General features: G+C 66.0%; 19 protein-coding genes. 16 read left to right on the top strand and 3 right to left on the bottom strand.

Annotated elements, in window-relative coordinates; genetic code table 11:
• Positions 1–19 precede the first annotated feature (19 nt).
• Positions 20–1,597 carry a 3,4-dehydroadipyl-CoA semialdehyde dehydrogenase gene (locus tag V6M63_RS14310; protein WP_332742866.1) on the bottom strand — a complete coding sequence of 526 codons (1,578 nt, stop codon included), beginning with the start codon at positions 1,595–1,597 and terminating at the stop codon, positions 20–22.
• Positions 1,598–1,795: 198 nt separating this feature from the next.
• Between V6M63_RS14310 and V6M63_RS14305 the strand changes: the two genes are divergently transcribed.
• The 8 genes from V6M63_RS14305 (at position 1,796) to V6M63_RS14270 (ending at position 11,486) form a co-directional block, all read left to right on the top strand.
• On the top strand, positions 1,796–2,725 hold the full coding sequence (locus V6M63_RS14305; RefSeq protein ID WP_332742980.1) for a helix-turn-helix transcriptional regulator: 930 nt from the start codon (positions 1,796–1,798) through the stop codon (positions 2,723–2,725).
• 120 nt (positions 2,726–2,845) lie between these two features.
• Complete coding sequence (gene boxC / locus V6M63_RS14300; protein ID WP_332742864.1) at positions 2,846–4,555, top strand: 2,3-epoxybenzoyl-CoA dihydrolase; 1,710 nt, start codon at positions 2,846–2,848, stop codon at positions 4,553–4,555.
• A 38-nt stretch (positions 4,556–4,593) separates the two neighbouring features.
• Positions 4,594–6,021, top strand: a complete 1,428-nt coding sequence (boxB, locus tag V6M63_RS14295) for a benzoyl-CoA 2,3-epoxidase subunit BoxB (protein WP_332742862.1) — start codon at positions 4,594–4,596, stop codon at positions 6,019–6,021.
• A gap of 143 nt (positions 6,022–6,164) precedes the next feature.
• A complete protein-coding gene (gene boxA, locus V6M63_RS14290; protein WP_332742860.1) occupies positions 6,165–7,451 on the top strand; it encodes a benzoyl-CoA 2,3-epoxidase subunit BoxA in 1,287 nt (428 codons plus the stop codon).
• Between the two features lie 106 nt (positions 7,452–7,557).
• Positions 7,558–8,193 (top strand): DUF3305 domain-containing protein, encoded by a 636-nt coding sequence (locus V6M63_RS14285; RefSeq protein ID WP_332742859.1) that lies wholly within the window; start codon positions 7,558–7,560, stop codon positions 8,191–8,193.
• Between the two features lie 2 nt (positions 8,194–8,195).
• Positions 8,196–8,828 carry a DUF3306 domain-containing protein gene (locus V6M63_RS14280; protein ID WP_332742857.1) on the top strand — a complete coding sequence of 211 codons (633 nt, stop codon included), beginning with the start codon at positions 8,196–8,198 and terminating at the stop codon, positions 8,826–8,828.
• Positions 8,788–10,854, top strand: coding sequence for a 4Fe-4S binding protein (locus V6M63_RS14275; protein WP_332742855.1), 2,067 nt, complete (start codon positions 8,788–8,790; stop codon positions 10,852–10,854). Before V6M63_RS14280 ends, V6M63_RS14275 begins: the two co-directional genes overlap by 41 nt.
• A 14-nt stretch (positions 10,855–10,868) precedes the next feature.
• A complete protein-coding gene (locus tag V6M63_RS14270; protein ID WP_332742853.1) occupies positions 10,869–11,486 on the top strand; it encodes a TorD/DmsD family molecular chaperone in 618 nt (205 codons plus the stop codon).
• 43 nt (positions 11,487–11,529) lie between these two features.
• On the opposite strand, the gene V6M63_RS14265 is transcribed toward V6M63_RS14270, so the two are convergent.
• Together V6M63_RS14265 and V6M63_RS14260 are read right to left on the bottom strand one after the other, a co-directional pair.
• On the bottom strand, positions 11,530–13,632 hold the full coding sequence (locus V6M63_RS14265) for a sensor histidine kinase (RefSeq protein ID WP_332742851.1): 2,103 nt from the start codon (positions 13,630–13,632) through the stop codon (positions 11,530–11,532).
• A gap of 34 nt (positions 13,633–13,666) precedes the next feature.
• Positions 13,667–15,055 carry a sigma-54-dependent transcriptional regulator gene (locus tag V6M63_RS14260; RefSeq protein ID WP_332742849.1) on the bottom strand — a complete coding sequence of 463 codons (1,389 nt, stop codon included), beginning with the start codon at positions 15,053–15,055 and terminating at the stop codon, positions 13,667–13,669.
• Positions 15,056–15,154: 99 nt separating this feature from the next.
• Here V6M63_RS14260 and V6M63_RS14255 point away from each other — a divergent pair, with 99 nt between their 5' ends.
• The 8 genes from V6M63_RS14255 (at position 15,155) to fdhD (ending at position 22,321) form a co-directional block, all read left to right on the top strand.
• Entirely contained in the window at positions 15,155–15,394 is a 240-nt protein-coding gene (locus V6M63_RS14255; RefSeq protein ID WP_332742847.1) for a hypothetical protein, read from the top strand.
• Positions 15,395–15,533: 139 nt separating this feature from the next.
• Positions 15,534–15,764 (top strand): formate dehydrogenase, encoded by a 231-nt coding sequence (locus V6M63_RS14250; protein WP_332742845.1) that lies wholly within the window; start codon positions 15,534–15,536, stop codon positions 15,762–15,764.
• 98 nt (positions 15,765–15,862) lie between these two features.
• A complete protein-coding gene (locus V6M63_RS14245; protein ID WP_332742843.1) occupies positions 15,863–18,829 on the top strand; it encodes a formate dehydrogenase subunit alpha in 2,967 nt (988 codons plus the stop codon).
• Between the two features lie 15 nt (positions 18,830–18,844).
• Positions 18,845–19,447 (top strand): formate dehydrogenase FDH3 subunit beta, encoded by a 603-nt coding sequence (gene fdh3B / locus V6M63_RS14240; protein WP_056272861.1) that lies wholly within the window; start codon positions 18,845–18,847, stop codon positions 19,445–19,447.
• Positions 19,444–19,689: a hypothetical protein gene (locus V6M63_RS14235; protein WP_332742839.1), complete on the top strand. Its 246-nt coding sequence runs from the start codon at positions 19,444–19,446 to the stop codon at positions 19,687–19,689. Before fdh3B ends, V6M63_RS14235 begins: the two co-directional genes overlap by 4 nt.
• Before the next feature lie 13 nt (positions 19,690–19,702).
• On the top strand, positions 19,703–20,923 hold the full coding sequence (locus tag V6M63_RS14230; RefSeq protein WP_332742837.1) for a formate dehydrogenase subunit gamma: 1,221 nt from the start codon (positions 19,703–19,705) through the stop codon (positions 20,921–20,923).
• A gap of 34 nt (positions 20,924–20,957) precedes the next feature.
• Complete coding sequence (locus V6M63_RS14225; RefSeq protein WP_332742835.1) at positions 20,958–21,353, top strand: hypothetical protein; 396 nt, start codon at positions 20,958–20,960, stop codon at positions 21,351–21,353.
• 107 nt (positions 21,354–21,460) lie between these two features.
• Positions 21,461–22,321, top strand: a complete 861-nt coding sequence (fdhD, locus tag V6M63_RS14220) for a formate dehydrogenase accessory sulfurtransferase FdhD (RefSeq protein ID WP_332742833.1) — start codon at positions 21,461–21,463, stop codon at positions 22,319–22,321.
• The last annotated feature ends 50 nt before the right edge of the window (positions 22,322–22,371 follow it).

Genomic DNA, 22,371 nt, shown 5'->3' with positions numbered 1-22,371 from the left:
TCCTCTGCGGGTTTTGGGGTCAGACGTTGAACGGTACGGCAGATGCCGCCAACACGTCCAGCGCGGCGCTGCTGGCCTGCACCGCGCTGCGGCGGTGGTAGAAGCCCAGCGCGCGCAGGCCGCCGAGCTCTTCGCCGCCCCCGGCGCGACCCGGACCACCGTGCAGCGACATCGGCATCACGTTGCCGTGGCCACTCTGGCTGGACGCCACGTCGGGCGAGATCGCGTGCACGCGACCATGGGCCGAGCCGAGTTCGAGCGCGGCACTGGCGATGAAGGCCGGATCGGCGCTGTAGACCGAGCAGACCAGCGAACCTTCGCCGCGACGAATCAGCTCATAGGCTTGTTCGATCCCGTCGTAGGCCATGAGCGTGGCCACCGGGCCGAACACTTCCACCTCGTGCAGCACCTTCGCCTTCGCGGGTTCGCGCGAGCCCAGCAGCGTGGGCGCCACGCAGGCGGCCACCGAGGCGTCCGCATCCACCAGCACGGCGCCGCTGCCGTCGAACAGCAGTTCCGCCTCCGTGCGCAACGTCGCAAGGCCTTCGAGCACGCTGGCCTTCTGTTCCTGGCTCACCAGCGCGCCCATGCGCACGGTCTCAACGCGCGGGTTGCCCACCGAGACCTTGGCGAGCTTGGCACCGATGGCCTGGGCGGCCGCGTCAAACAGGGTGCGCGGCACGAACACGCGGCGGATCGCGGTGCACTTCTGGCCGCTCTTGACCGTCATCTCGCGCACCACCTCGCTCACCAGCAGGCCGAAGGCCTCGCTCTCGGCCGTGGCGGCCGGGTCGAGCAGCGCGCTGTTGAGGCTGTCGGCCTCGATGTTGCAACGCACCGAACGTTCGGCCACGGCCGGGTGGCTGCGGATGATGCGTGCGGTCTCGGCCGAGCCCGTGAACGAGACCACGTCGAAGGGCTGCAGCTGGTCCATCAGGCCGGCGGACGAACCGCAGACCACCGACAGCGCGCCCGACGGCAGGATGCCGGCGTCGATCACGTCCCTGACCATGCGCTGCGTGAGCCAGGCGGTGGCGGTGGCGGGTTTCACGATCACCGGCACGCCCGAGAGCAGGGCGGGCGCGGCTTTTTCCCACAGGCCCCAGCTCGGGAAGTTGAAGGCGTTGATGAACAGCGCCACGCCGCGTGTGGGGGTGAGCATGTGCTGGGTCTGGAACACCGGGTCCTTGCCCATGCGGATGCGCTCGCCATCCAGCAATGCGCGTGCATCGCCCAGCGCCTCACCCTGCTTGGCGTAGTAGCCCAGGGTGAAGATGCCGCCGTCGATGTCGACTGCCGAGTCCTTGGTGGTGGTGCCGCAGTTGGCGGTCGCGATCTCGTGGTACGCGTCGCGGTTGGCCTGCAGCACCTTGACGATGGCGCCCAGCAGGCCGGCGCGCTCGCCGTAGCTCAGGGCACGCAAGGCGGCGCCGCCCTGTTCGCGGGCAAAGGCAAAGCCCGAAGCGAGATCGAGCCCGGCGCTGCTCACGCGGGCCAGTTCGGTGCCGAGCACCGGGTCGAACAGCGGCGTGCCCGCGCCGGTGCCGGTCACCCATTGGCCGCCGAGGTGGTTGGGGAGCAGGGAGGTGGTGGTCATGGTGTGAATGGGGTGGGCGAGCGGCCTGGGCTGTTCGCGGATGGAGAATGGCGCTATAAATGCACTATCTTGCGTGCGTCGAGATGTGCATTAAAGTGCATGTGGCGCCGCTTTGCAAGCCCCCTTGCCGGTTTTTCCCTACCCGATGAATCTGTTTGAAAGCGCAGGCACCCCATGGATGCAGCCGATCCCGGCCTGATGGTCACCGCCCGGCCTGTGGACCCCGCTCCCGTGGACGAGGAGGCGAGAAACCCCTTTCTGGTGGCACTGGGTGAGCGCGTGCGCACCCTGCGCTCGCGCCGCGGCATGACGCGCAAGGCTGTGGCCGTGGCGGCCGACGTGTCCGAGCGGCACCTGGCCAACCTCGAATACGGCACCGGCAACGCCTCCATCCTGGTGCTGTTGCAGGTGGCGCAGGCGCTGCATTGCTCGCTGGCCGAATTGCTTGGAGATGTGAGCACAAGCTCACCCGAGTGGCTGCTGATCCGTGAGTTGCTCGAAGGCCGCGGCGAGGCCGATCTGCGTCGTGTGCGCGTGGCCATCGGCGGCCTGCTGGGCGGCGGCGCCGTGCCCGGCGGCGACCCGGGACGCAGCTCGCGCATCGCCCTGATCGGCCTGCGTGGCGCCGGCAAGTCCACCCTGGGCCAGCGCTTGGCCGACGACCTCGGTTTTGCCTTCATCGAACTCAGCCGCGAGATCGAGAAATTCGCCGGTTGCAGCATCCACGAGATCCATTCGCTCTACGGCACGCCCGCCTACCGTCGCTACGAACGTCGCGCGCTGGAAGAGGCGATCCAGATCTACCCCGAGGTGGTCATCGCCACGCCCGGGGGGCTGGTGTCGGACGCGGCCAACTTCAACCTGCTGCTTTCCCACTGCACCACCGTGTGGCTGCAGGCCGACCCGGCCGACCACATGGGCCGCGTGGCCGCGCAGGGCGACATGCGCCCCATGGCGGCCAGTCGCGAGGCCATGGAAGATCTGAAGCGCATCCTGGCCGGGCGCTCGGCCTTCTATTCCAAAGCCGACATGAGCTTCAACACCAGCGCCTACAGCCTGGACGACGCCTTCCAGGCGCTGCGCGCCCAAGTGCGCGAGCGCTTGGACCTGGTTACAAAACATGCATAAAAGTGCATTGACCGATTTGGCTTTGTGAATTATTATTCACGTCATTGGGCTCCCGCTGGCAGTTGAATGCCGGTTTGGCGGGGCCCCTGTTCAGCCCCGCAGCCCCGAGGAGACAAACCCATGAGTGACACCGCCATCGCCAGCGCGCCCGTTGCGGCCGCCCCCGCCACCAGCACCGCGCCCACCACGGTCGATTACCGCACCGAGCCGGGCCAGTACCGCCACTGGAAGCTGTCGTTCGACGGTGCCGTGGCCACGCTGTCGATCGACATCAACGAAGACGCCGGCATCCGTCCCGGCTACAAGCTCAAGCTCAACAGCTACGACCTCGGCGTGGACATCGAGCTGCACGACGCGCTGAACCGCGTGCGTTTCGAGCACCCCGAGGTACGCACCGTGGTGGTCACCAGCGCCAAGGACCGTGTGTTCTGCTCCGGCGCCAACATCTTCATGCTCGGTGTGTCCAGCCACGCCTGGAAAGTGAACTTCTGCAAGTTCACCAACGAGACCCGCAACGGCATCGAAGACTCCTCCAGACACAGCGGCCTCAAATTTGTGGCCGCGCTCAACGGCGCCTGTGCCGGTGGTGGCTACGAGCTGGCACTGGCGTGCGACGAGATCGTGCTGGTCGACGACCGCTCGTCCGCCGTCTCGCTGCCCGAAGTGCCCTTGCTCGGTGTGCTGCCGGGCACCGGCGGCCTCACCCGCGTGACCGACAAGCGCCACGTGCGCCACGACCTGGCCGACATCTTCTGCACCACCAGCGAAGGTGTGCGCGGCAAGAAGGCGGTCGACTGGCGCCTGGTGGACTCGATCGCCAAACCCCAGCAGTTCGCTGCTCACGTGAAGGAACGCGCCGACGCGCTGGCCTTGAGCAGCGACCGCCCGGCCGCCGGCCAGGGCGTGGCCCTGCCACGCATTGAGCGCACCGACAGCGCCAACGGCCTGAGTTATGCCTTCGTGAACGTGGTCATCGACCGCGCGAAACGCAGCGCCACCCTCACCCTGAAGGCACCCACCGGCGCCCAGCCCAAGGACATCGCCGGCATCGAAGCCGCGGGCGCCGCCTGGTGGCCGTTGCAGATGGCGCGTGAACTCGACGACGCCATCCTCTGCCTGCGCACCAACGAACTCGACATCGGCACCTGGCTGCTCAAGACCGAGGGCGACGCCGCCGCGGTGCTGGCCAGCGACGCGCTGATGCTGGCGCACAAAGACCATTGGCTGGTGCGTGAGACGCTGGGCCTGATGCGCCGCACCTTCGCGCGGCTCGATGTGTCCTCGCGCAGCCTGTTCGCCCTCATCGATTCCGGCTCGTGCTTCGCCGGCTGCTTCGCCGAGCTGGCCTTCTGCGCCGACCGCGCCTACATGCTGGCCCTGCCCGACGATGCCGACAAGGCGCCCAAGCTGCAGCTCGACGAGTTCAACTTCGGCTGTCTGCCCATGGTCAACGACCAGTCGCGCCTGCAGCGCCGCTTTTACGAAGAGGCGGCACCGATGGAAGCCGCGCGTGGCGCCATCGGCCAAGCGCTGGACGCCGATGCCGCCTTCGCACTCGGCCTGGTCACCGCCGCTCCGGACGACATCGACTGGGACGACGAGGTGCGCATGGCGCTGGAGGAGCGCGCTTCCATGTCGCCCGACGCGCTCACCGGCCTGGAAGCCAACCTGCGTTTCGCGCAGAAGGAAAACATGGCCACCCGCATCTTCGGGCGGCTCACCGCCTGGCAGAACTGGATCTTCATCCGCCCCAACGCTGTTGGCGAAAAAGGTGCCCTGAAGGTCTACGGCAAAGGCGACAAGGCCGCCTTCGATTTCAACCGCGTCTGATTGATTCATCCCCGTCACCGAACCCGAGGAAGCACAACATGAGCACGATCGACTACAGCGACAAGATCCCCAACAACGTCAACCTGAGCGAAGACCGCACGCTGCAGCGCGCGCTGGAGCAGTGGCAGCCCAACTACCTCAAGTGGTGGGACGACATGGGCCCGGACGGTTCGCAGAACTTCGACGTCTACCTGCGCACGGCGGTCAGCGTCGATCCGCAGGGCTGGGCCCAGTTCGGCCACGTGAAGATGCCCGATTACCGCTGGGGCATTTTTCTGAACCCGGCCGAGCAGGACCGCAAGATCCACTTCGGTGACCACAAGGGCGAGGCCGCCTGGCAGGATGTGCCTGGCGAATACCGCGCCAACCTGCGCCGCATCATCGTGACGCAGGGCGATACCGAGCCGGCGTCGGTCGAGCAGCAGCGCCACCTGGGGCTGACGGCGCCCAGCCAGTACGACCTGCGCAACCTGTTCCAGGTGAACGTGGAAGAAGGCCGCCACCTCTGGGCCATGGTGTATTTGCTGCACAAGTACTTCGGCAAGGACGGCCGCGAAGAGGGCGAAGCCCTGCTGGAGCGCAACAGCGGCAACGCCGACAACCCCCGCATCCTGGAGGCCTTCAACGAAGAGACGCCCGACTGGTTGAGCTTCTTCATGTTCACCTACTTCACCGACCGCGACGGCAAGTTCCAGTTGTGTGCGCTGGCCGAAAGCAGCTTCGACCCGCTCGCCCGCACCACCAAGTTCATGCTGACCGAAGAAGCGCACCACATGTTCGTGGGTGAATCCGGTGTGAGCCGCGTGATCAACCGCACCTGCCAGGTGATGAACGAGCTCAAGACCGACGACCCGGCCAAGCTGCGTGCCGCCGGCGTGATCGATCTGCCGACCCTCCAGCGTTACCTGAACTTCCACTTCTCGGTGACCATCGACCTCTTCGGCGCCGACGAATCGAGCAACGCCGCCACCTTCTATTCCACCGGCCTCAAGGGCCGCTACGAAGAGGGAAAGCGCGCCGACGACCACATCCTCAAGGGTCAGACCTACCGCGTGCTCAACGTGCAGAACGGTCAGCTGGTCGAAAAGGAAGTGCCGATGCTCAACGCGCTCAACGAAGTGCTGCGCGATGACTACATCAAGGACAGCGTGGGCGGCGTGGAGCGCTGGAACAAGGTGATCGAGAAGGCCGGCATCCCCGTGCGCCTGACCGTGCCGCACAAGGCCTTCCACCGCAACATCGGCTTGCTCAAGGGCGTGAAGGTTGCACCCGACGGCCGCGTGATCTCCGAGTCGGAATGGGCCGCCAACCGCGACAACTGGCTGCCCAGCGAGTCGGACCGTGCCTTCGTGGCCAGCCTGATGGGCCGTGTGGTCGATCCTGGCAAATTTGCCAACTGGATCGCGCCACCGGTCATGGGTGTCAACCGCCAGCCGGTGGACTTCGAATACGTCCGCTTCGCTTGAACTGACTCCCCCCGCGCCGCGCCTGCGGCGCGTCACCCCCTCAAGGGGGCGTCGCCTGCGGCCTGGCAAAGCCAGTTCCGCGGCGACCTTGGTTGAATGTCCCCTCGCTCCTACACTGTCTCTTGATCACTCGGAGACTCACCATGAACGCCCCAGCCGAACTCGCTGTCATCAAGCAGCACCTGATCGATCCCGAGATCTGCATCCGCTGCAACACCTGCGAAGCGATCTGCCCGGTGCAGGCGATCACGCACGATTCGCGCAACTACGTGGTCGATGCCTCCAAGTGCAACCTGTGCATGGACTGCATCTCGCCGTGCCCCACCGGCTCCATCGACAACTGGCGCACCATGCCGCTGGTGCGCGCCTACACACCCGAAGAACAGCTCACCTGGGACGAGCTCCCGCCCGAGCTGCCGCCTGAAGAGCTGGAAGGCCTCGGCGATGCCGTGGCCGTTCGGACCGAGCTGGTCGAAGCCCCCGCCACCACCGCCAGCGGCGAACAGACCTTCGTGGCCAGCAGCTACGGCGCCACGCTGCCGCCCTGGTCCGCCGCACACGCCTACACCAACCTCTACGGTCCCAAGGCCACACAGAAGACCGTGACCGCCACCGTGGTGGGCAACCTGCGTGTGACCGAAGTGGGCAAGACGGCCGGCAGCGACTACGACACGCACCACGTGGTGCTGGACTTCGGTGCCATGCCCTTCCCGGTGCTCGAAGGCCAGAGCATCGGTGTGATCCCGCCCGGTGTGGACGCCAAAGGCAAGCCGCACCATGCGCGCCAGTACAGCATTGCCAGCCCGCGCAACGGCGAGCGCGTGGGTCACAACAACCTGTCGCTGACCATCAAGCGCGTGCTGGAAGACCACCAGGGCCAGCCGGTGCGCGGCGTGGCCAGCAACTTCATGTGCGACCTCAAGGTGGGCGACACGGTGGACGTGATCGGGCCCTTCGGCACCAGCTTCCTCATGCCCAACCACCCGCGCTCGAACATCGTGATGATCTGCACCGGCACCGGCAGCGCCCCCATGCGCGCCATGACCGAGTGGCGCCGCCGCCTGCGGGCTTCGGGCAAGTTCGAGGGCGGCAAGCTCATGCTGTTCTTCGGCGCGCGCTCGCAGGAAGAGTTGCCGTACTTCGGCCCGCTGCAGAACCTGCCCAAGGACTTCATCGACACCAACTTCGCGTTCAGCCGCACGCCAGGGGCACCCAAGCGCTACGTGCAGGACGCCATGCGGGAGCGCGCGGCCGACCTGGCCGTGTTGCTGCAGGACCCCGACACGCACTTTTACGTGTGTGGCTTGAAGAGCATGGAAGAGGGTGTGGTGCTGGCCTTGCGCGACGTGGCCGAAGGTGCGGGACTCAGATGGGACGACCTCGGTACAGCCCTCAAGCGCGAAGGCAGGTTGCACCTGGAAACGTACTGAGGTCCAAGGGCCTCAGGGTTTCCCCGCGCATTGTTGCGTCTGTGGCGGGGGCAAGGGCGGTGCCTTCTTCGCCTCGGGTGAGGATGCCTTACATTGCTGCCTGCGTATGAACACCCCCCATACCCCCGTCCCCACCAGCAGCCGGCCCGCCATCGAGGTGGACGTGGTGATGCGGCGTGAGCCCGTGAGTGGCCCCATGAGCCGCTGGCAGCCGTTTCGCTGGGTCTTGGGCGACGTGTTGTTGCGCGGCAGCCCGGACGAAACCGGGCCCGAGGGTGTGGAGCACGACCACGAGCCGCAGGCGGTCGAACCCGTCGATGCCCCCGCAGAGGACGGCAGCACCACCCACTGGCTGTTTCCCCGTTTTCGCGTGATGCTGTTTCGCGACGACGCCGAGGGCTATTTCCTCAACCTCAACAGCCCACAACCCTGCTTCTGGGTGTTCTGGCGTGCCGATGAAGAGCGCCTGCTCGACGGTGAGCCCATGGCCGTGCCGCAGATCGTCACGCTGAGCTACCACGATGCCGGTCGCTGGCTCGACGCACAGGAGCGCGTGGACCAGGTGCCCGCCGCTCCCGAGGTGGTGGACTGGTTGCGTGGCTTTGTGGACGTCACCTACCAGCCCGAGCCCAAGCGCCGCCAGCGTCCCGAGAGCTTCAAACCCTTGACCGACCGTTTTGGCCAGCCCGTGCGCGTGACGACCGAGAAGCGGCGCGGCGGTGGTGGACCTCCGGGACAGTGAGCATGGCCACGGACGACGACAGCAATTTCTTTTCGCGCTGGTCGCGCCGCAAGGTGCAGGTGCGCACCGGCGAACCGCTGCCGGCCGAGCCACCAGCCCCGCTCGCGGCGGTCGTGGTGCCCGCTGCCGTTGCACCGCCCGCGCCCGTGACTCCATCGGTGGAGGAGCAGCCCGAAGCACCCCCCGCACTCACGCTCGACGACGTGGCCCGCCTCACACCCGAATCCGATTACTCGGCCTTCGTGGGCAGGAGCGTGTCGCCCGACGTGCGCAATGCAGCGGTGAAGAAACTCTTCACCGACCCGCACTACAACATCATGGACGGGCTGGACATCTACATCGACGACTACTCCCAGCCGAGCCCGCTTTCGGTGGCGGACATGGCGAAGATGGTGGGTGCGCAGTTCCTGAAACTGGTGGACGACCCGAACGAAGAGAAGCCAGCCGCCGCCGTGGCCGCAGCGCCCCCGACCGAGACCACCGACGCCGCACCCGAAGCAGGCGAGGCCTTGCCAGACGACCACAACGACTCCCCCGTCCCCGAGACACCGGACCCCCACGATGACCACGCTGATCTGCAATTGCAACCAGACCATGCCCCTGAACCCCCGGGTTCTGGGCGAGGCCCTGGATGAAGACCTGACCCTGCACACCACACTGTGCCGCCGCGACGCCCCCGCGTTCCAGCGTGCCGTGCGCAGCAACGACGACCTGGTGGTCGCCTGCACCCAGGAGAGCCGCCTCTTCACCGAACTCTCCGAACAGACCGAGGGCGCGGTGTCGCTCGACGTGCGGCCGATCAAGTTCGTGAACATCCGCGAAACCGGCGGCTGGAGCCGCGAAGCCAAAGACGCCACGCCCAAGATGGCCGCCCTGCTGGCCGCCGCCCGCCTGCCCGACGCCGAACCGGTGCCCACCGTCACCTACAAGAGCGCGGGTCGCCTGCTGATCATCGGTGCGTTGCAAGACGCCGAGCGCGTGGCCGATCTTGTGTCCGACACGCTGGAAGTCAGCCTCATGTCCACCGGCGGCACCGGCATGCAGACCCGCCGCTACCCCGTGATCGCTGGCGACATCGGGGAAGTGCGCGGCTGGCTCGGCGCTTTCACGGTGGACTGGACCACCAGCAACCCGATCGACCTGGACCTCTGCACGCGCTGCAACGCCTGCGTGGCCGTCTGCCCGGAAGGCGCCATCGGTCTGGACTACCAGATCGACCTCGACAAGTGCAACAACCACCGCGCCTGCGTGAAAGCCTGCGAAGCGGTGGGCGCGATCAACTTCCAGCGCGACGCACAGGACCACAGTGAGAAGTTCGACGTGGTGCTCGATTTGAGGGCCGAACCGGCCTTCAGGCAGCATGCCCACCCACAGGGTTACTTTCATCTGGGCAGCGGCATCGACAACGCCGCCGGCATGGCCACCGTGCTCAAGCTGCGCGAACTCGTGGGTGAGTTCGAAAAGCCCAAGTTCTTCACCTACAAACAGAAGATCTGCGCGCACGGCCGCAACGAAACCGTGGGCTGCAATGCCTGCGTCGAGATCTGCTCGGCGCTGGCCATCAGCAGCGACCTCAAGCGCAACCAGATCGTCGTCAACCCCAACCTCTGCGTGGGCTGCGGCGCTTGCACCACCGTGTGCCCGACCGGCGCGCTCTCGTACGCTTACCCGCGTGCGAGCGAGCAGGGCGTGAAGCTGCGCACCCTGCTGGCCACCTACGCCAAGGCCGGCGGACAGAACGCCGCGCTGCTGTTGCACAGCCAGGAAGCGGGTACGGCGCTGGTCAACGAACTGGGCCGCGTGGCATCGATGGACAAAGCCTTCCGCGGCGTGCCCGCGCGCGTGATTCCGATGCCGCTGTGGCACACGGCGTCCATCGGCCTGGACGTGTGGCTCTCGGCGTTTGCCTACGGCGCCTCGCAGGTCTGGGTGCTCATGACCGGCGAAGAAGCGCCGCAGTACCGCGAGGCGGTGCGCGAGCAGATGGCGGTGGCCCAGGCCTTGGTGCTCGGCCTGGGTTACAGCGGACACCACTTCCGCCTGATCGACGTCAACGACATCCAGGCCCTGGACGCCGCACTCGTCGAAGCCCCGGCCCAGACAGTCAAGCGCCGCGCCACCTTCGCCATTCAGGCGGAGAAGCGCGCCACCGTCGAGCTGGCCATCGACCACCTGCTGCAGGACAGCGCCGCCCAGCGCCCGACCATGGAAGCCATCGCGCTGCCCGGCGCTTCGCTGCTGGGCACGATCGCGGTCAACAAGGACACCTGCACGCTCTGCCTGAGCTGCGTGAGCGCCTGCCCGGCCAGTGCCTTGCAGGACAACACCGAGCGCCCGCAGCTGCGCTTCATCGAGAAGAACTGCGTGCAGTGCGGCCTGTGCGCCAGCACCTGCCCGGAAGACGCCATCACGCTGCAGCCGCGCCTGTTGCTCGGCGAGCAGCGCAAGCAGTTGCGCGTGCTCAACGAAGCCCAGCCCTACCACTGCATCCGCTGCGCCAAACCCTTCGGCACCCTCAAGGGCATCGAGGTCATGCTCGGCAAGCTCTCTGGCCATGCCATGTTCCAGGGCGAGGCGCTGGAACGCCTGAAGATGTGCGGCGACTGCCGCGTGGTGGACCTGTACTCCAATCCGGGCGAGACCCGCATCACCGATATCTGAACGCCCACCCCGCCATGAACAATGCCATTCCGATCACGTCCGCCCTGGACGAAGAAACCGCCCGCGCCGAGGTCTATGGTCTGCTGGCCGCGCTGTACTACGCACCGCCCCCGCCCGAGCTCATGGCCCAGCTGCGCGTGGCCGTGACCGAAGCGCCCGCCGCTGGCGGGTTCCTCGAAGAGCCCTGGCGCGAGGTGGTGGCCGCTGCCCGCGACATGACCGATGCCGCCGTGACCGCCGAATACAACGCGCTCTTCGGCGGCGTGGGCAAGCCCGAGGTTTACGTCTTTGGCTCGCATTACCTCAGCGGCTTCCTGAACGAAAAACCCCTGGCCGCGCTGCGCGGCGATCTGGCCGCGCTCGGCCTCGGCCGCGACGACACCATGCCCGAGACCGAAGACCACGTGGCCTATGTCTTTGAAGTGATGCGCTATCTGATCGCTGGTGAAGACGTCGAGGTGGCCAACCTCACGCAACAGCAGAAGTTTTTTGTCGCCCATGTGCAGCCCTGGGTGCCGGCCATGTGCGAGGCCATCGTTGCCCATCCCAAGGCGAAGTTCTTCGCCACCCTGGCCGCCTTCACCAACGCCTTCGTCGGTGTCGAGGCGCAGGGCTTCGACATGCTGGTCTGACCAACCATCGCCAGTGTCCGGGCTGGACGCGATCAGCTGCTGTTCAGAGTCCAGTCTCGCGCGCGCCAGGGCGCCCGTCGTGGGTGTTCGTGGCAGCGGGCGCCTGCGGCTCGGTGAACAGCCGCACGCTGAAGATCGCGCCGGACCTGCCGTCGTCGCGGTTGGCGGCCGCTATGTGGCCACCGTAGCGCTCCACGAGCCCCTGGCTGATCCACAGGCCCAGGCCGTTGCCGTCGTTCTTGGTGGTGAAGAACGGGCGGAACAGGCGCTCTTGCGTGGCCTCGCTCAAACCGGCACCGCTGTCGATCACGCGCAACTCGGCGCCTTCGTCGCGGTCGCGCGTTTCCAGGCGCAGTACGCCGCCCTGCGGCATGGCCTGGATCGCGTTGATCAGCAGGTTGATGATGACCTGCTGCAGTTCCTGGCGGTTGCTGCCCACACGCTGTGTACACAGCAGGTCGCGCTCAACCTCGATCTGGGTCTGCGACATCAGATGCCCCACCAGCACCAGGCAGTCGTTGACCGTGCGGTTGAGGTCAAGCGACTCCACGTAACCGGCGTATTCGGTGGGCCGCGCGTATTGCAGCAGTTGGGTGACGATCAGGCGCATGCGTTCGACCTGCTCGTCGAGCAACTGCAACTCGCCACGCACCGGCTGCGCGTGCGTGCCCAGGGTCTCGCGCATCAGGTCGAGGTTGCCCTGCATCACCGCAATCGGGTTGTTGATCTCGTGCGCGATGCTGGCGGTGAGCTGGCCGATGGCCGCGAGCTTTTCGCTTTTGACCAGTTGCTGCTGCGCCATCTGAAGCGACTCGTTGCTCATCTCCAGCTCACGCGTGCGCTCGGCCACCTTGTGGTCGAGCTCCTCGCCCCAGCGCTGCAGCGCGGCGGTCTTGTCGTCGATGACGTCCAGCAGTTCGTCCAGATGGCCGGCCAGTGCACCGAGTTCGTCGCGCGCCGAGATCTCGCCCACGCGTGCCTCTGACTGACCTTCTTCCACCAGCTGCATGGTGCGGTTCATGCGCTGCACCGGCTGGAAGATGCTGCGCGCCCAGCGCAGCGAGAACCAGGCCGAGAGCGCCATGACGCCGAGAAAGATCAAGCCCATCACCGCCAGCATGGCGTGGCGCACCAGGCGAAAGGGGGCTTCGGTGAAGCCCACGTAGAGCATGCCGATGCGTGCTCCCGTGGCATCCTGCAGTGGCTCATAGGCGGACACGTACCAGTCGTTGACGACGAAGGCGCGGTCCAGCCAGGTGTTGCCGCGGCCCAGCACCGCGTCGCGCACCGCCTGCGACACCCGGGTGCCGATGGCGCGCTGGTCCTGGAACAGGCGCACATTGGTGGTGATGCGCACGTCGTCCATGAACAGGGTGGCCGTGCCCTGGCTGCCGAAGGGCAGGGCGCCTTCGGGGTAGACGATGCGGTTGATGTGGTCGATGAAATCGAGGTTCTGGTTCAGCAGCAGGCCACCGGCGAGCACCGCGATGGTCTGGCCCTTGGCATCGAGCACCGGGTGCGTGGAGAGCATCACCATGGCGCGGTGCTCGGCCTCGCGCGTGTCGGGCGCGGCGTTGCGCGTGGCCACCAGCGGAATGCGCAGGCGCGGCGAGAGGTGGGGTGCGAGCGCTTCGAGTGCCTCAGGCGCCAGCAGCAGCAGCCGGGCCTGCGCCTTCGTTCGACCGGGCTGCAGCGACGCAGCGAGCCCGGCGGGCATGGGCGGAATCGGCGCGGTGGCGTCAGCGCTGCTGAGGCCCGCGGGCACAGCGCGTGCGAGTGGCTCGCCTCTCGCGTCGTAGAGCAGCAGGAAATCGAGACCGAGCCGTTCGCGCGCCAACGCAAGTTGTTCGCTCAGGCCGTTCTTGTCCGTGGGGGCCTGGCGCAATGCCGCATACAGCGACTGCGAGCCCGCTACGCCCAGCGTGCCCGAACCGACTTCGCCGAGCACCTGCTGGAAATAGCCGTGCGCCACCGCCAGATCGCTGCGCACCTTGGTGATCAGGAGCCGGTCGTAGGCCACGTTGCCCCACAGGGCCAGCGCGATCACCAGCATCGGGAACGCCACCAGCAGCGGCAGCAGGGCCATGGCCAGCAGCTTGTTGCGGACCGAGCCCACGAGCCAGCGCGGCGTGCGCCAGAGTGTCATGCTGGTGGTCGCGCGCAGCGCGGCGGGGGTGTTTTCACAAGCTGTTCCACTCGGCCACGCGGCGCTCCAGCGTGCGTCGCGAAACACCGAGCAGTTGCGCCGCGCGCGTCTTGTCGCCCTGCACCGAGTCGAGCACGGTGAGGATGTGCAGCTTTTCCATCGCGTGCAGGTCGGTGGGCTTGGCCTGGGCCGTGGCGCTGTCCTGCGCCTGGTTGACGCCCGGGTACAGGGCCGAGACGTTGAGCGTGCCCAGGATCAGCGAACGCTCGATCAGGTTGCGCAGCTCGCGCACGTTGCCCGGCCAGTTGTACTGGGCCAGGAAGTCCATCTCCTGTGCGCTGATCGTCAAAGGCTCCACGCCGAGCGAGGGCGCGAGCTGTGCCATGAAGTGCGCCACCAGCTCGGGGATGTCCTGTTTGTGCGCGCGCAGCGGCGCCAGGTTCAGGTCGACCACCTGCAGGCGGAAGAACAGGTCCTTGCGGAAGCGCCCGGCCTCCACTTCGGCGCTGAGCTGGCGGTTGGTCGCCGCGATGATGCGCAGGTTGACCGGCACCAGTTGCTCGCTGCCCACGGGGCGGATCTGGAGGTCTTCGATGGCGCGCAACAGCGTGGCCTGGATCGGCAACGGCAGTTCGGCGATCTCGTCGAGAAACAGCGTGCCGCCCTGCGCGTAGTGAAAGAGACCGTCGCGCGCGCGGGTGGCGCCGGTGAACGCGCCCTTGGCGTGGCCGAAGAGTTCGCTCTCGATCAGCTCGGGAGACACCGCTGCGCAGTTGACCGGCACGAACGGTCCGCTGGCGCGGCTGCTCAGTGCGTGCAGCTCTCGCGCCACCAGTTCCTTGCCGGTGCCCGACTCGCCTTGCAGCAGCACCGTGCTGTTGACCGGCGCCACGCGGGCAATGGAGGTGCGCAGGGTCTGCATGTCCAGCGACTGGCCCACCATGGCGGTGCCGCGCCCGGGAGGCTGCGAGACGGCGCGGCGCAGCACGAAGTTTTCGCGGCGCAGGCGCGAGCGCTCGTAGCAGTGCTTCACCGCATTGAGGATCTGCGGCACACGAAACGGTTTGAGGATGAAATCGGAAGCGCCGGCGCGCAGCGCCTCGATGGCGGTGTCCAGGTCGGCGAAGGCGGTGATCAGGATCACCTCGCCGGTGAAGCCGTGTTCGCGCAACTCCTTGAGCCAGACCACGCCGCTTTTGCCGGGCAGCGAGATGTCCAGAATGATCAGGTCGACATGGTGGCCGCGCAACCACTGCGCGCCGTCCTCGGCACTGCCCGCGCTCATCACGAAATGGCAGCGTGGTGCCAACGTCTTGACGAGGAAGTTGAGCATGCCTTGCTCGTCGTCGACGATCAGGATCGACCAGTCGGGCCAGCCTTCCAGGGATTTGTCGGGCCCGGAGGGCGAAAGTGATGTTTCCACGCGTCGGGATTCTACGGACGTAGCCTACGAAAACAGTGGGGTATTGGCGCAAACCCCACGGTGGTGCGGGGTGCTGCGTCAGCAGCGCATGTGCTTCACGTGCGACAAGTTGTCGCACCGATGCGTGACAACTTGACCATGTGCGCTGTGGCACTTCGACATCCGCATGCGGGTATTCCCGAGGGCGTCGACCTGCTCGACGACCGCATCGTGAGTGTGCTCAAGGTGTGGCGCCGCATGGCCGCCTGGCTCCCCCGCATCGCTACCGACACCTTTGGCTTATGGCACGCTTCTGGCTATCAAAAGCGCAGCAAGCGGCGATGCTGCAATGCCGCATGAAGAGCACACGGGTCGTCGGGATCGAAACACGATTGGCTACGTATGAACCACCTTGCAACCCATACACGGTGGGGTTAGATTCCACGTATGCAAAAGGTCCGCACGTTGGTTGGCGGGCCATTTCAACCTGGAGATCTGCATGACCAAGCCCTCCCACCCGACCACAGGTGAAGAACGTTCCGGCCTGAACCGGCGCACCCTGTTTGCCGGAGCCTCCACGGTTGGCGCGCTCGCCGCTGCTGCGGCCTTGATCCCACGCGCAGCGATTGAAGAGACCGCTGCGATCGAGGCCAAACCCGCTCCCGCCAAAGGCGGTGGCTACAGCCTGAGCGATCACGTCAAACAGTATTACCAGACCACCCGCATCTGAGCGGACGGCTGTTCCTTGAATCCCCACGTTCTCGTTCGTTCGATGCCCCGGAGAGGGGCGCAAGCCGCTGCCCCGGCGGCTTCCCAGGAGGCAAAACCATGCTGCTGACCAAAAAATCATCCTCCACGGGTGGACACGCTGCCCGCGTGCATTCCACCTTTGTTCACAACCTGCAGCGCGGCCTGTCGACGGCGCTGCCCACCATGGACCGACGCGCGTTTCTGCGCCGCTCCGGCATGGGCGTGGGCGTGGGGCTGGCCGCGTCTCAACTCGTGCTGGTGAAGAAAGCCAGGGCGGCTGAAGGCAAGTCGATCGACGGCACCGGCAAGATCGAAGTCAAGCGCACGGTCTGCACCCACTGCTCGGTCGGTTGCGCCACCGACGCCATCGTCGAAAACGGCGTCTGGGTGCGCCAGGAGCCGGTGTTCGATTCCCCCATCAACCTCGGCGCCCACTGCGCCAAGGGTGCCGCCCTTCGCGAGCACGGCCACGGCGAATACCGCCTGCGTTACCCCATGAAGCTGGTCAACGGCAAGTACGAGCGCATCAGCTGGGACGTGGCCCTGAACGAGATCACCGCGAAGATGAAAGAGTTGCGCGAGGCCAGTGGCCCCGACTCGGTCTACTTCGTAGGCTCCTCCAAGCACAACAACGAACAGTCGTACCTGCTGCGCAAGTTCGTGAGCTTCTGGGGCACCAACAACTGCGACCACCAGGCGCGCATCTGCCACTCCACCACGGTGGCCGGCGTTGCGAACACCTGGGGCTATGGCGCCATGACCAATTCGTACAACGACATGCAGAACAGCAAGTGCGCGTTGTACATCGGCTCCAATGCCGCCGAAGCGCACCCGGTGTCGCTGCTGCACATGCTGCATGCCAAGGAAAACGGCTGCAAGATGATCGTGGTCGATCCGCGCTTCACACGCACCGCGGCCAAGGCGGACGAGTTCGTGCGCATCCGCTCCGGCACCGACATCCCGTTCCTCTTCGGCGTGCTGTATCACATCTTCAAGAACGGATGGGAAGACAAGCAGTACATCAACGACCGCGTGTTCGGCATGGAGGCCGTGAAGGCCGATGTGATGGCCAAGTGGACCCCGGACAAGGTGGAGGAAGCCTGCGGCGTGGGTGAAGCCCAGGTGGCCAAGGTGGCCGAGATGATGGCCAAGAACCGGCCGTCCACGCTGGTCTGGTGCATGGGGCAAACCCAGCACACCATCGGCAACGCGATGGTGCGCGCTTCGTGCATCTTGCAGCTCGCGCTCGGCAACATCGGCAAGAGCGGCGGCGGCGCCAACATCTTCCGCGGCCACGACAACGTGCAGGGCGCGACCGACGTGGGCCCCAACCCCGACTCGCTGCCTGGCTACTACGGCCTGGCCGCCGGCTCCTGGAAGCACTTCGCCGCCGTGTGGGGCGTGGAATACGAGTGGATCAAGAAGCAGTACGCCGAAGGCATGATGGAGAAGCCCGGCATCACGGTCTCGCGCTGGATTGACGGCGTGCTGGAGAACAACGAGCTGATCGACCAAGGTCCGAACCTGCGCGGTGTGTTCTTCTGGGGCCATGCGCCCAACTCGCAGACCCGCGGCCTGGAGATGAAGCGCGCGATGGACAAGCTCGACCTGCTGGTGGTGGTGGACCCCTATCCATCAGCGACCGCGTCGATGGCCGCCATGCCCGGCAAGCCCGAGGACCTCAACCCCAACCGCGCGGTATATCTGCTGCCAGCGGCCACGCAGTTCGAGACCAGTGGGTCCGTCACGGCGTCCAACCGTTCACTGCAATGGCGCGAGAAGGTCATAGAGCCGCTGTGGGAGAGCCGCAGCGATCACATGATCATGCACCAGTTCGCTGAAAAACTCGGCTTCGGCAAGGAGCTCAGCAAGAACTACAAGATGCAGCAGGTCAAGGGCATGGACGAGCCCGTGATCGAAGACGTGCTGCGCGAGATCAACGCCTCGGTCTGGACCATCGGCTATACCGGCCAGAGCCCGGAGCGGCTCAAGGCCCACATGCGCAACATGGGCGCCTTCGACATCAAGTCGCTGCGTTGCAAGGGCAAAGTGGTCGACAAGGAAACCGGCTACGACATGAGCGGTGACTACTTCGGTCTGCCGTGGCCCTGCTACGGCACCGCAGCGATCAAGCACCCGGGCTCGCCCAATCTGTACAGCACCGAGCGACACGTCATGGACGGCGGTGGCAACTTCCGCGCGAACTTCGGCGTGGAGCGTGAGGGCAAGAGCCTGCTGGCCGAGGACGGTTCGCACTCGCTGGGTGCCGAGATCACCACCGGTTACCCCGAGTTCGACCACGTGCTGCTCAAGAAGCTCGGATGGTGGGGCGACCTGACCGCAGACGAGCAGAAGTCCGCCGAAGGCAAGAACTGGAAGACCGACCTCTCCGGCGGCATCCAGCGCGTGAGCATGGCGCATGGTTGCCACCCGTTCGGCAACGCCAAGGCGCGCGCTGTGGTGTGGAACTTCCCCGATGCGATCCCGCAGCACCGCGAGCCGATCTATGGCATTCGCCCCGACCTCGTGGCCAAGTACCCCAGCCACGACGACCAGAAGAGCCGCTGGCGCATGCCGGTGCTCTACAAGTCGCTGCAGGCCAAGAACATCGAAGACAAGATGCACGAGAAATTCCCGCTCATCATGACCTCGGGACGCCTGGTCGAGTACGAAGGTGGCGGCGAGGAAACCCGCTCCAACCCCTGGCTGGCCGAGCTGCAGCAAGAGATGTTCGTCGAGCTCAATCCGGCCACGGCGGCCGCACGCGGCATTCGCAACGGCGAGCGCGTGTGGGTGAGCAGCCCGACCGGTGCGCGCCTCAATGTGCAGGCGCTGGTGACACCGCGCGTGGGACCGGACACGGTGTTCCTGCCGTTCCACTTCTCGGGACGCTGGCAGGGCGAGGACATGAAGCCCTACTACCCCGAAGGAGCCTTCCCCGTGGTGCGAGGCGAAGCGGTCAACACCGCGACCACGTATGGCTACGACATCGTCACGATGATGCAGGAAACCAAGACCACCATCTGCAACGTCGAAAAAGCCTAAGACCAGGAGCACACCATGGCAAGAATGAAATTCATCTGTGATGCAGAGCGCTGCATCGAATGCAACGGTTGCGTGACCGCCTGCAAGAACGAGCACGAGGTGCCTTGGGGCGTGAACCGCCGCCGCGTGGTGACGCTCAACGACGGCGTGCCCGGCGAGAAGTCCATCTCGGTCGCCTGCATGCACTGCAGCGACGCCCCTTGCATGGCCGTGTGCCCTGTGAACTGCTTCTACCGCACCGACGAAGGCGTGGTGCTGCACGACAAGGACGTGTGCATCGGCTGTGGCTACTGCTCCTACGCCTGCCCGTTCGGCGCGCCGCAGTTCCCCTCGCAAGGCACGTTTGGTGTGCGCGGCAAGATGGACAAGTGCACCTTCTGCGCTGGCGGCCCCGAGGCCCATGGCAGCCAGGATGAGTTCGAGAAGTACGGACGCAACCGCCTGGCCGAAGGCAAGCTGCCCGCCTGCGCCGAGATGTGCTCGACCAAGGCGCTGCTGGCCGGTGACGGCGACGTGGTGGCCGACATCTTCCGCAACCGCGTGTTGCAGCGTGGCAAGGGCGCCGAAGTCTGGGGCTGGGGCACCGCCTACGGCACCGCACAAGGGACCAAATCATGATCCAGCGTTTCACCCTCACCATCGCAGCGGCAGCCTTGACACTGGGCCTGGCGGCCTGCGGCGACCAGCCGCAGGAAATGAACGCCGCAGGCGTCAAGCAGGACGGCGCCCCCTACATCGGCGTGGGCAAGAGCCAGTACGCCCAGGGTGGCTGGAACGTGGGCGACAAGGCCAGCTGGGAGCAGCAGCTCAAGGCGCGCGCTCAGTACGGACAGAACGACTACACCCGCATGTCCAAGTGACAAGGAACGCTGTATGCAACGGTTTTTGACCGCTGGCTTGCGCCAGCTCGCATCACCCGCTTTCCTGGCTGCTGCCCTGCTCGCGCTCAGCGCGGGCGTGGCCAGCGCTCAAGCCGTGAAACCGGCCACGGGGCAGGACGACCCGGCTCCGCCGGCCGTGACCGCGCCGGCAGCCACCCAGCAGGGCGGTATCCGCAGTGCCAACATCTTCGAGATCGCGCCCGACGCGGCCACCGATCCGAAGTACAGCGAGCAGACCAACGCCGAACGCGGCAAGGTCCAGCCGGGCAACAACGCACCCATGTGGCGCGATGTCGGTAAAGGCGTGACGGGCTATTCGAGCCTGCCCTACCCGGAAGCCGGCAACATGATCCAGGGCTTCGTGCAGTACCCCGGCTCGCGCCTGACCAACGCCGGTGAAGCCTGGCGCCAGGTGCGCAACAACTGGATCATTCCTTACGGTGGCTCGCTGTTGTTGATCGTGTTGGTGGCGCTTGCGCTGTTTTACTTCGGCAAGGGCACGATCAAGCTGCACGGCAGCGAGACCGGTCGCGTCATCGAGCGCTTCACCTATGTCGAGCGCGCAGCCCACTGGGTCAACGCCATTGCCTTCGTGGTGCTGGCCGTCTCGGGCATCGTCATGGCGTTCGGCAAGTTCTTCCTGCTGCCCGTCATCGGCAGCACGCTGTTTGGCTGGCTGACCTACGCGCTCAAGAACATGCACAACTTTGCCGGCCCGCTGTTCGCGGTGTCGCTGGTAGTGGTGTTCTTCACCTTCCTCAAGGACAACTGGCCCAGCAAGGACGACTTCGCCTGGATCATGAAGGCGGGCGGCCTGTTCGGCTCCGCCGAAGTGCCTTCGCACCGCTTCAATGCGGGTGAAAAGCTCGTGTTCTGGGGTGGCGTGTTTTTCCTGGGGCTCATCGTGGTGGGCTCCGGGGTGTTCCTCGACAAGATCGTGCCGGCCGTGGAGTACACCCGCGCCAACATGCAGGTGGCCAGCATGATCCACGGGGTGGCCACCGTGCTGATGATGGCCATGTTCCTCGGACACATCTACATGGGCACCATCGGCATGCAGGGCGCCTACAAGGCCATGAAGACCGGCTATGTGGACGAGACCTGGGCCAAGGAACACCACGAGCTCTGGTACGACGACATCAAGGCCGGCAAGATCCCCGCGCACCGCACGACGGCCGCCACCGCGGCCAGTGACGCGCCCCGCACCGCCTGAACGCATCCCGTTAGTCTGAAGCAAGGAACCTTCCATGAAACGCAGCCTTCTGTGCCTCTCGATGCTGTTGGCCACGTCCGTGTTTGCCAAGTTGCCCACACCCGTGTTGACCGAGGAAGCCAAAGCCAAGGCCGAAGAAGCCAAGGCCAAGACCGCCTGGGCCGCCAAGGTCGACAGCTACAAGCTGTGCCTGTCCATGGACCGTGCGGCTGGCAACTACTTCAAGACGGCCGCTGCCAGCGGGAAGTCGGTAAAGCCCGGGGCGGCATTGCCCGCCTGCGCCGATCCAGGGCCGTTCACCTACGTGGCCGCAGCGGCCGCAGCCGTGGCCAAGCCGGCCGAAGCGGCGGGTGCCCATTCACCCGCAGCCACGGCGGCCAGCCCGCCCAGCGGCAAGGCGCCCGCCGCGGCGACCACACCGACCAAGTGATTGGTGGCGGCGCTGCCCGCTTCTGTGTGTCATCGCTTGAAAGGGCCGCGCCTTCGGGTGCCGGCCCTTTGACGTTGTCGTCTTCGAATCTGTTGTAGCCTGCTGCCATGCCTTTGCCCCACCTCACCCAGGCCCGTGCGCCACTGACCCGCGAAGTCGAGGTCATGAACCAGCACGGCGAGCGCGAGACGATCTTCATACCCGCCGAGCGCGACCTCACCGTGTACGTGGACAAGCGCGAGTTGGTGACCCTGATGACGCTGGGCGCGCAACCCGAGTGGCTGGTGCTGGGCTACCTGCTCAACCAGCGGTTGATCGCCACGGTGGACGACATCGAATCCGTCACGGTGGACTGGGAGGTGGGCGCGGCTTCCGTCAAGACGCGGCATGGCATCGACCACATCGAAGAGCGCACCTCCAAACGCGTGGTCACCACCGGCTGCGGCCAGGGCAGTGTGTTCGGCAACCTCATGGACGAGATCGACAGCATCCGCCTGCCCGAATCCATGGTGCTGCGCCAGTCGCAGCTGTATGGCATCGTCAATGCGATCCGGCTGAAGGAAAGCACCTACAAGTCGGCGGGCTCGGTGCATGCGTGTGCGCTGTTCCGCGACGAGGAGCTGCAGCTGTTTGTTGAAGACGTCGGCCGCCACAACGCGGTGGACACCATCGCAGGGTGGATGTCACTTGAACAGTCCACCGATGCGCGCAACAAAGTGTTCTACACCACCGGCCGCCTCACCAGCGAGATGGTCATCAAATCGGCGCAGATGGGCGTGGCCATGGTGGTCTCGCGCAGCGGCATCACGCAAATGGGGCTGGACGTGGCGCAGCGCGTGGGCCTGTGCGCGATCGGCCGGGCCACCAACAAGCACTTCCTGTGCTACACGCACCCCGAGCGGCTGGTGCTCGACGCGGTGCCACCGGCCACGCCCACGGCCCGCGAGCGCGCCGCCAGCCCGTCCTGACGCGGCGCTGCCCCGAGTGATCGGGCATAAACTCGGTTCACTTTTTTGCC

Source organism: Hydrogenophaga sp. (assembly GCF_036675665.1).
GTDB lineage: Bacteria > Pseudomonadota > Gammaproteobacteria > Burkholderiales > Burkholderiaceae_C > Hydrogenophaga.
Note: the sequence above shows the minus strand (reverse complement) of the source record. Positions and strands in the feature narration are given on the sequence as shown.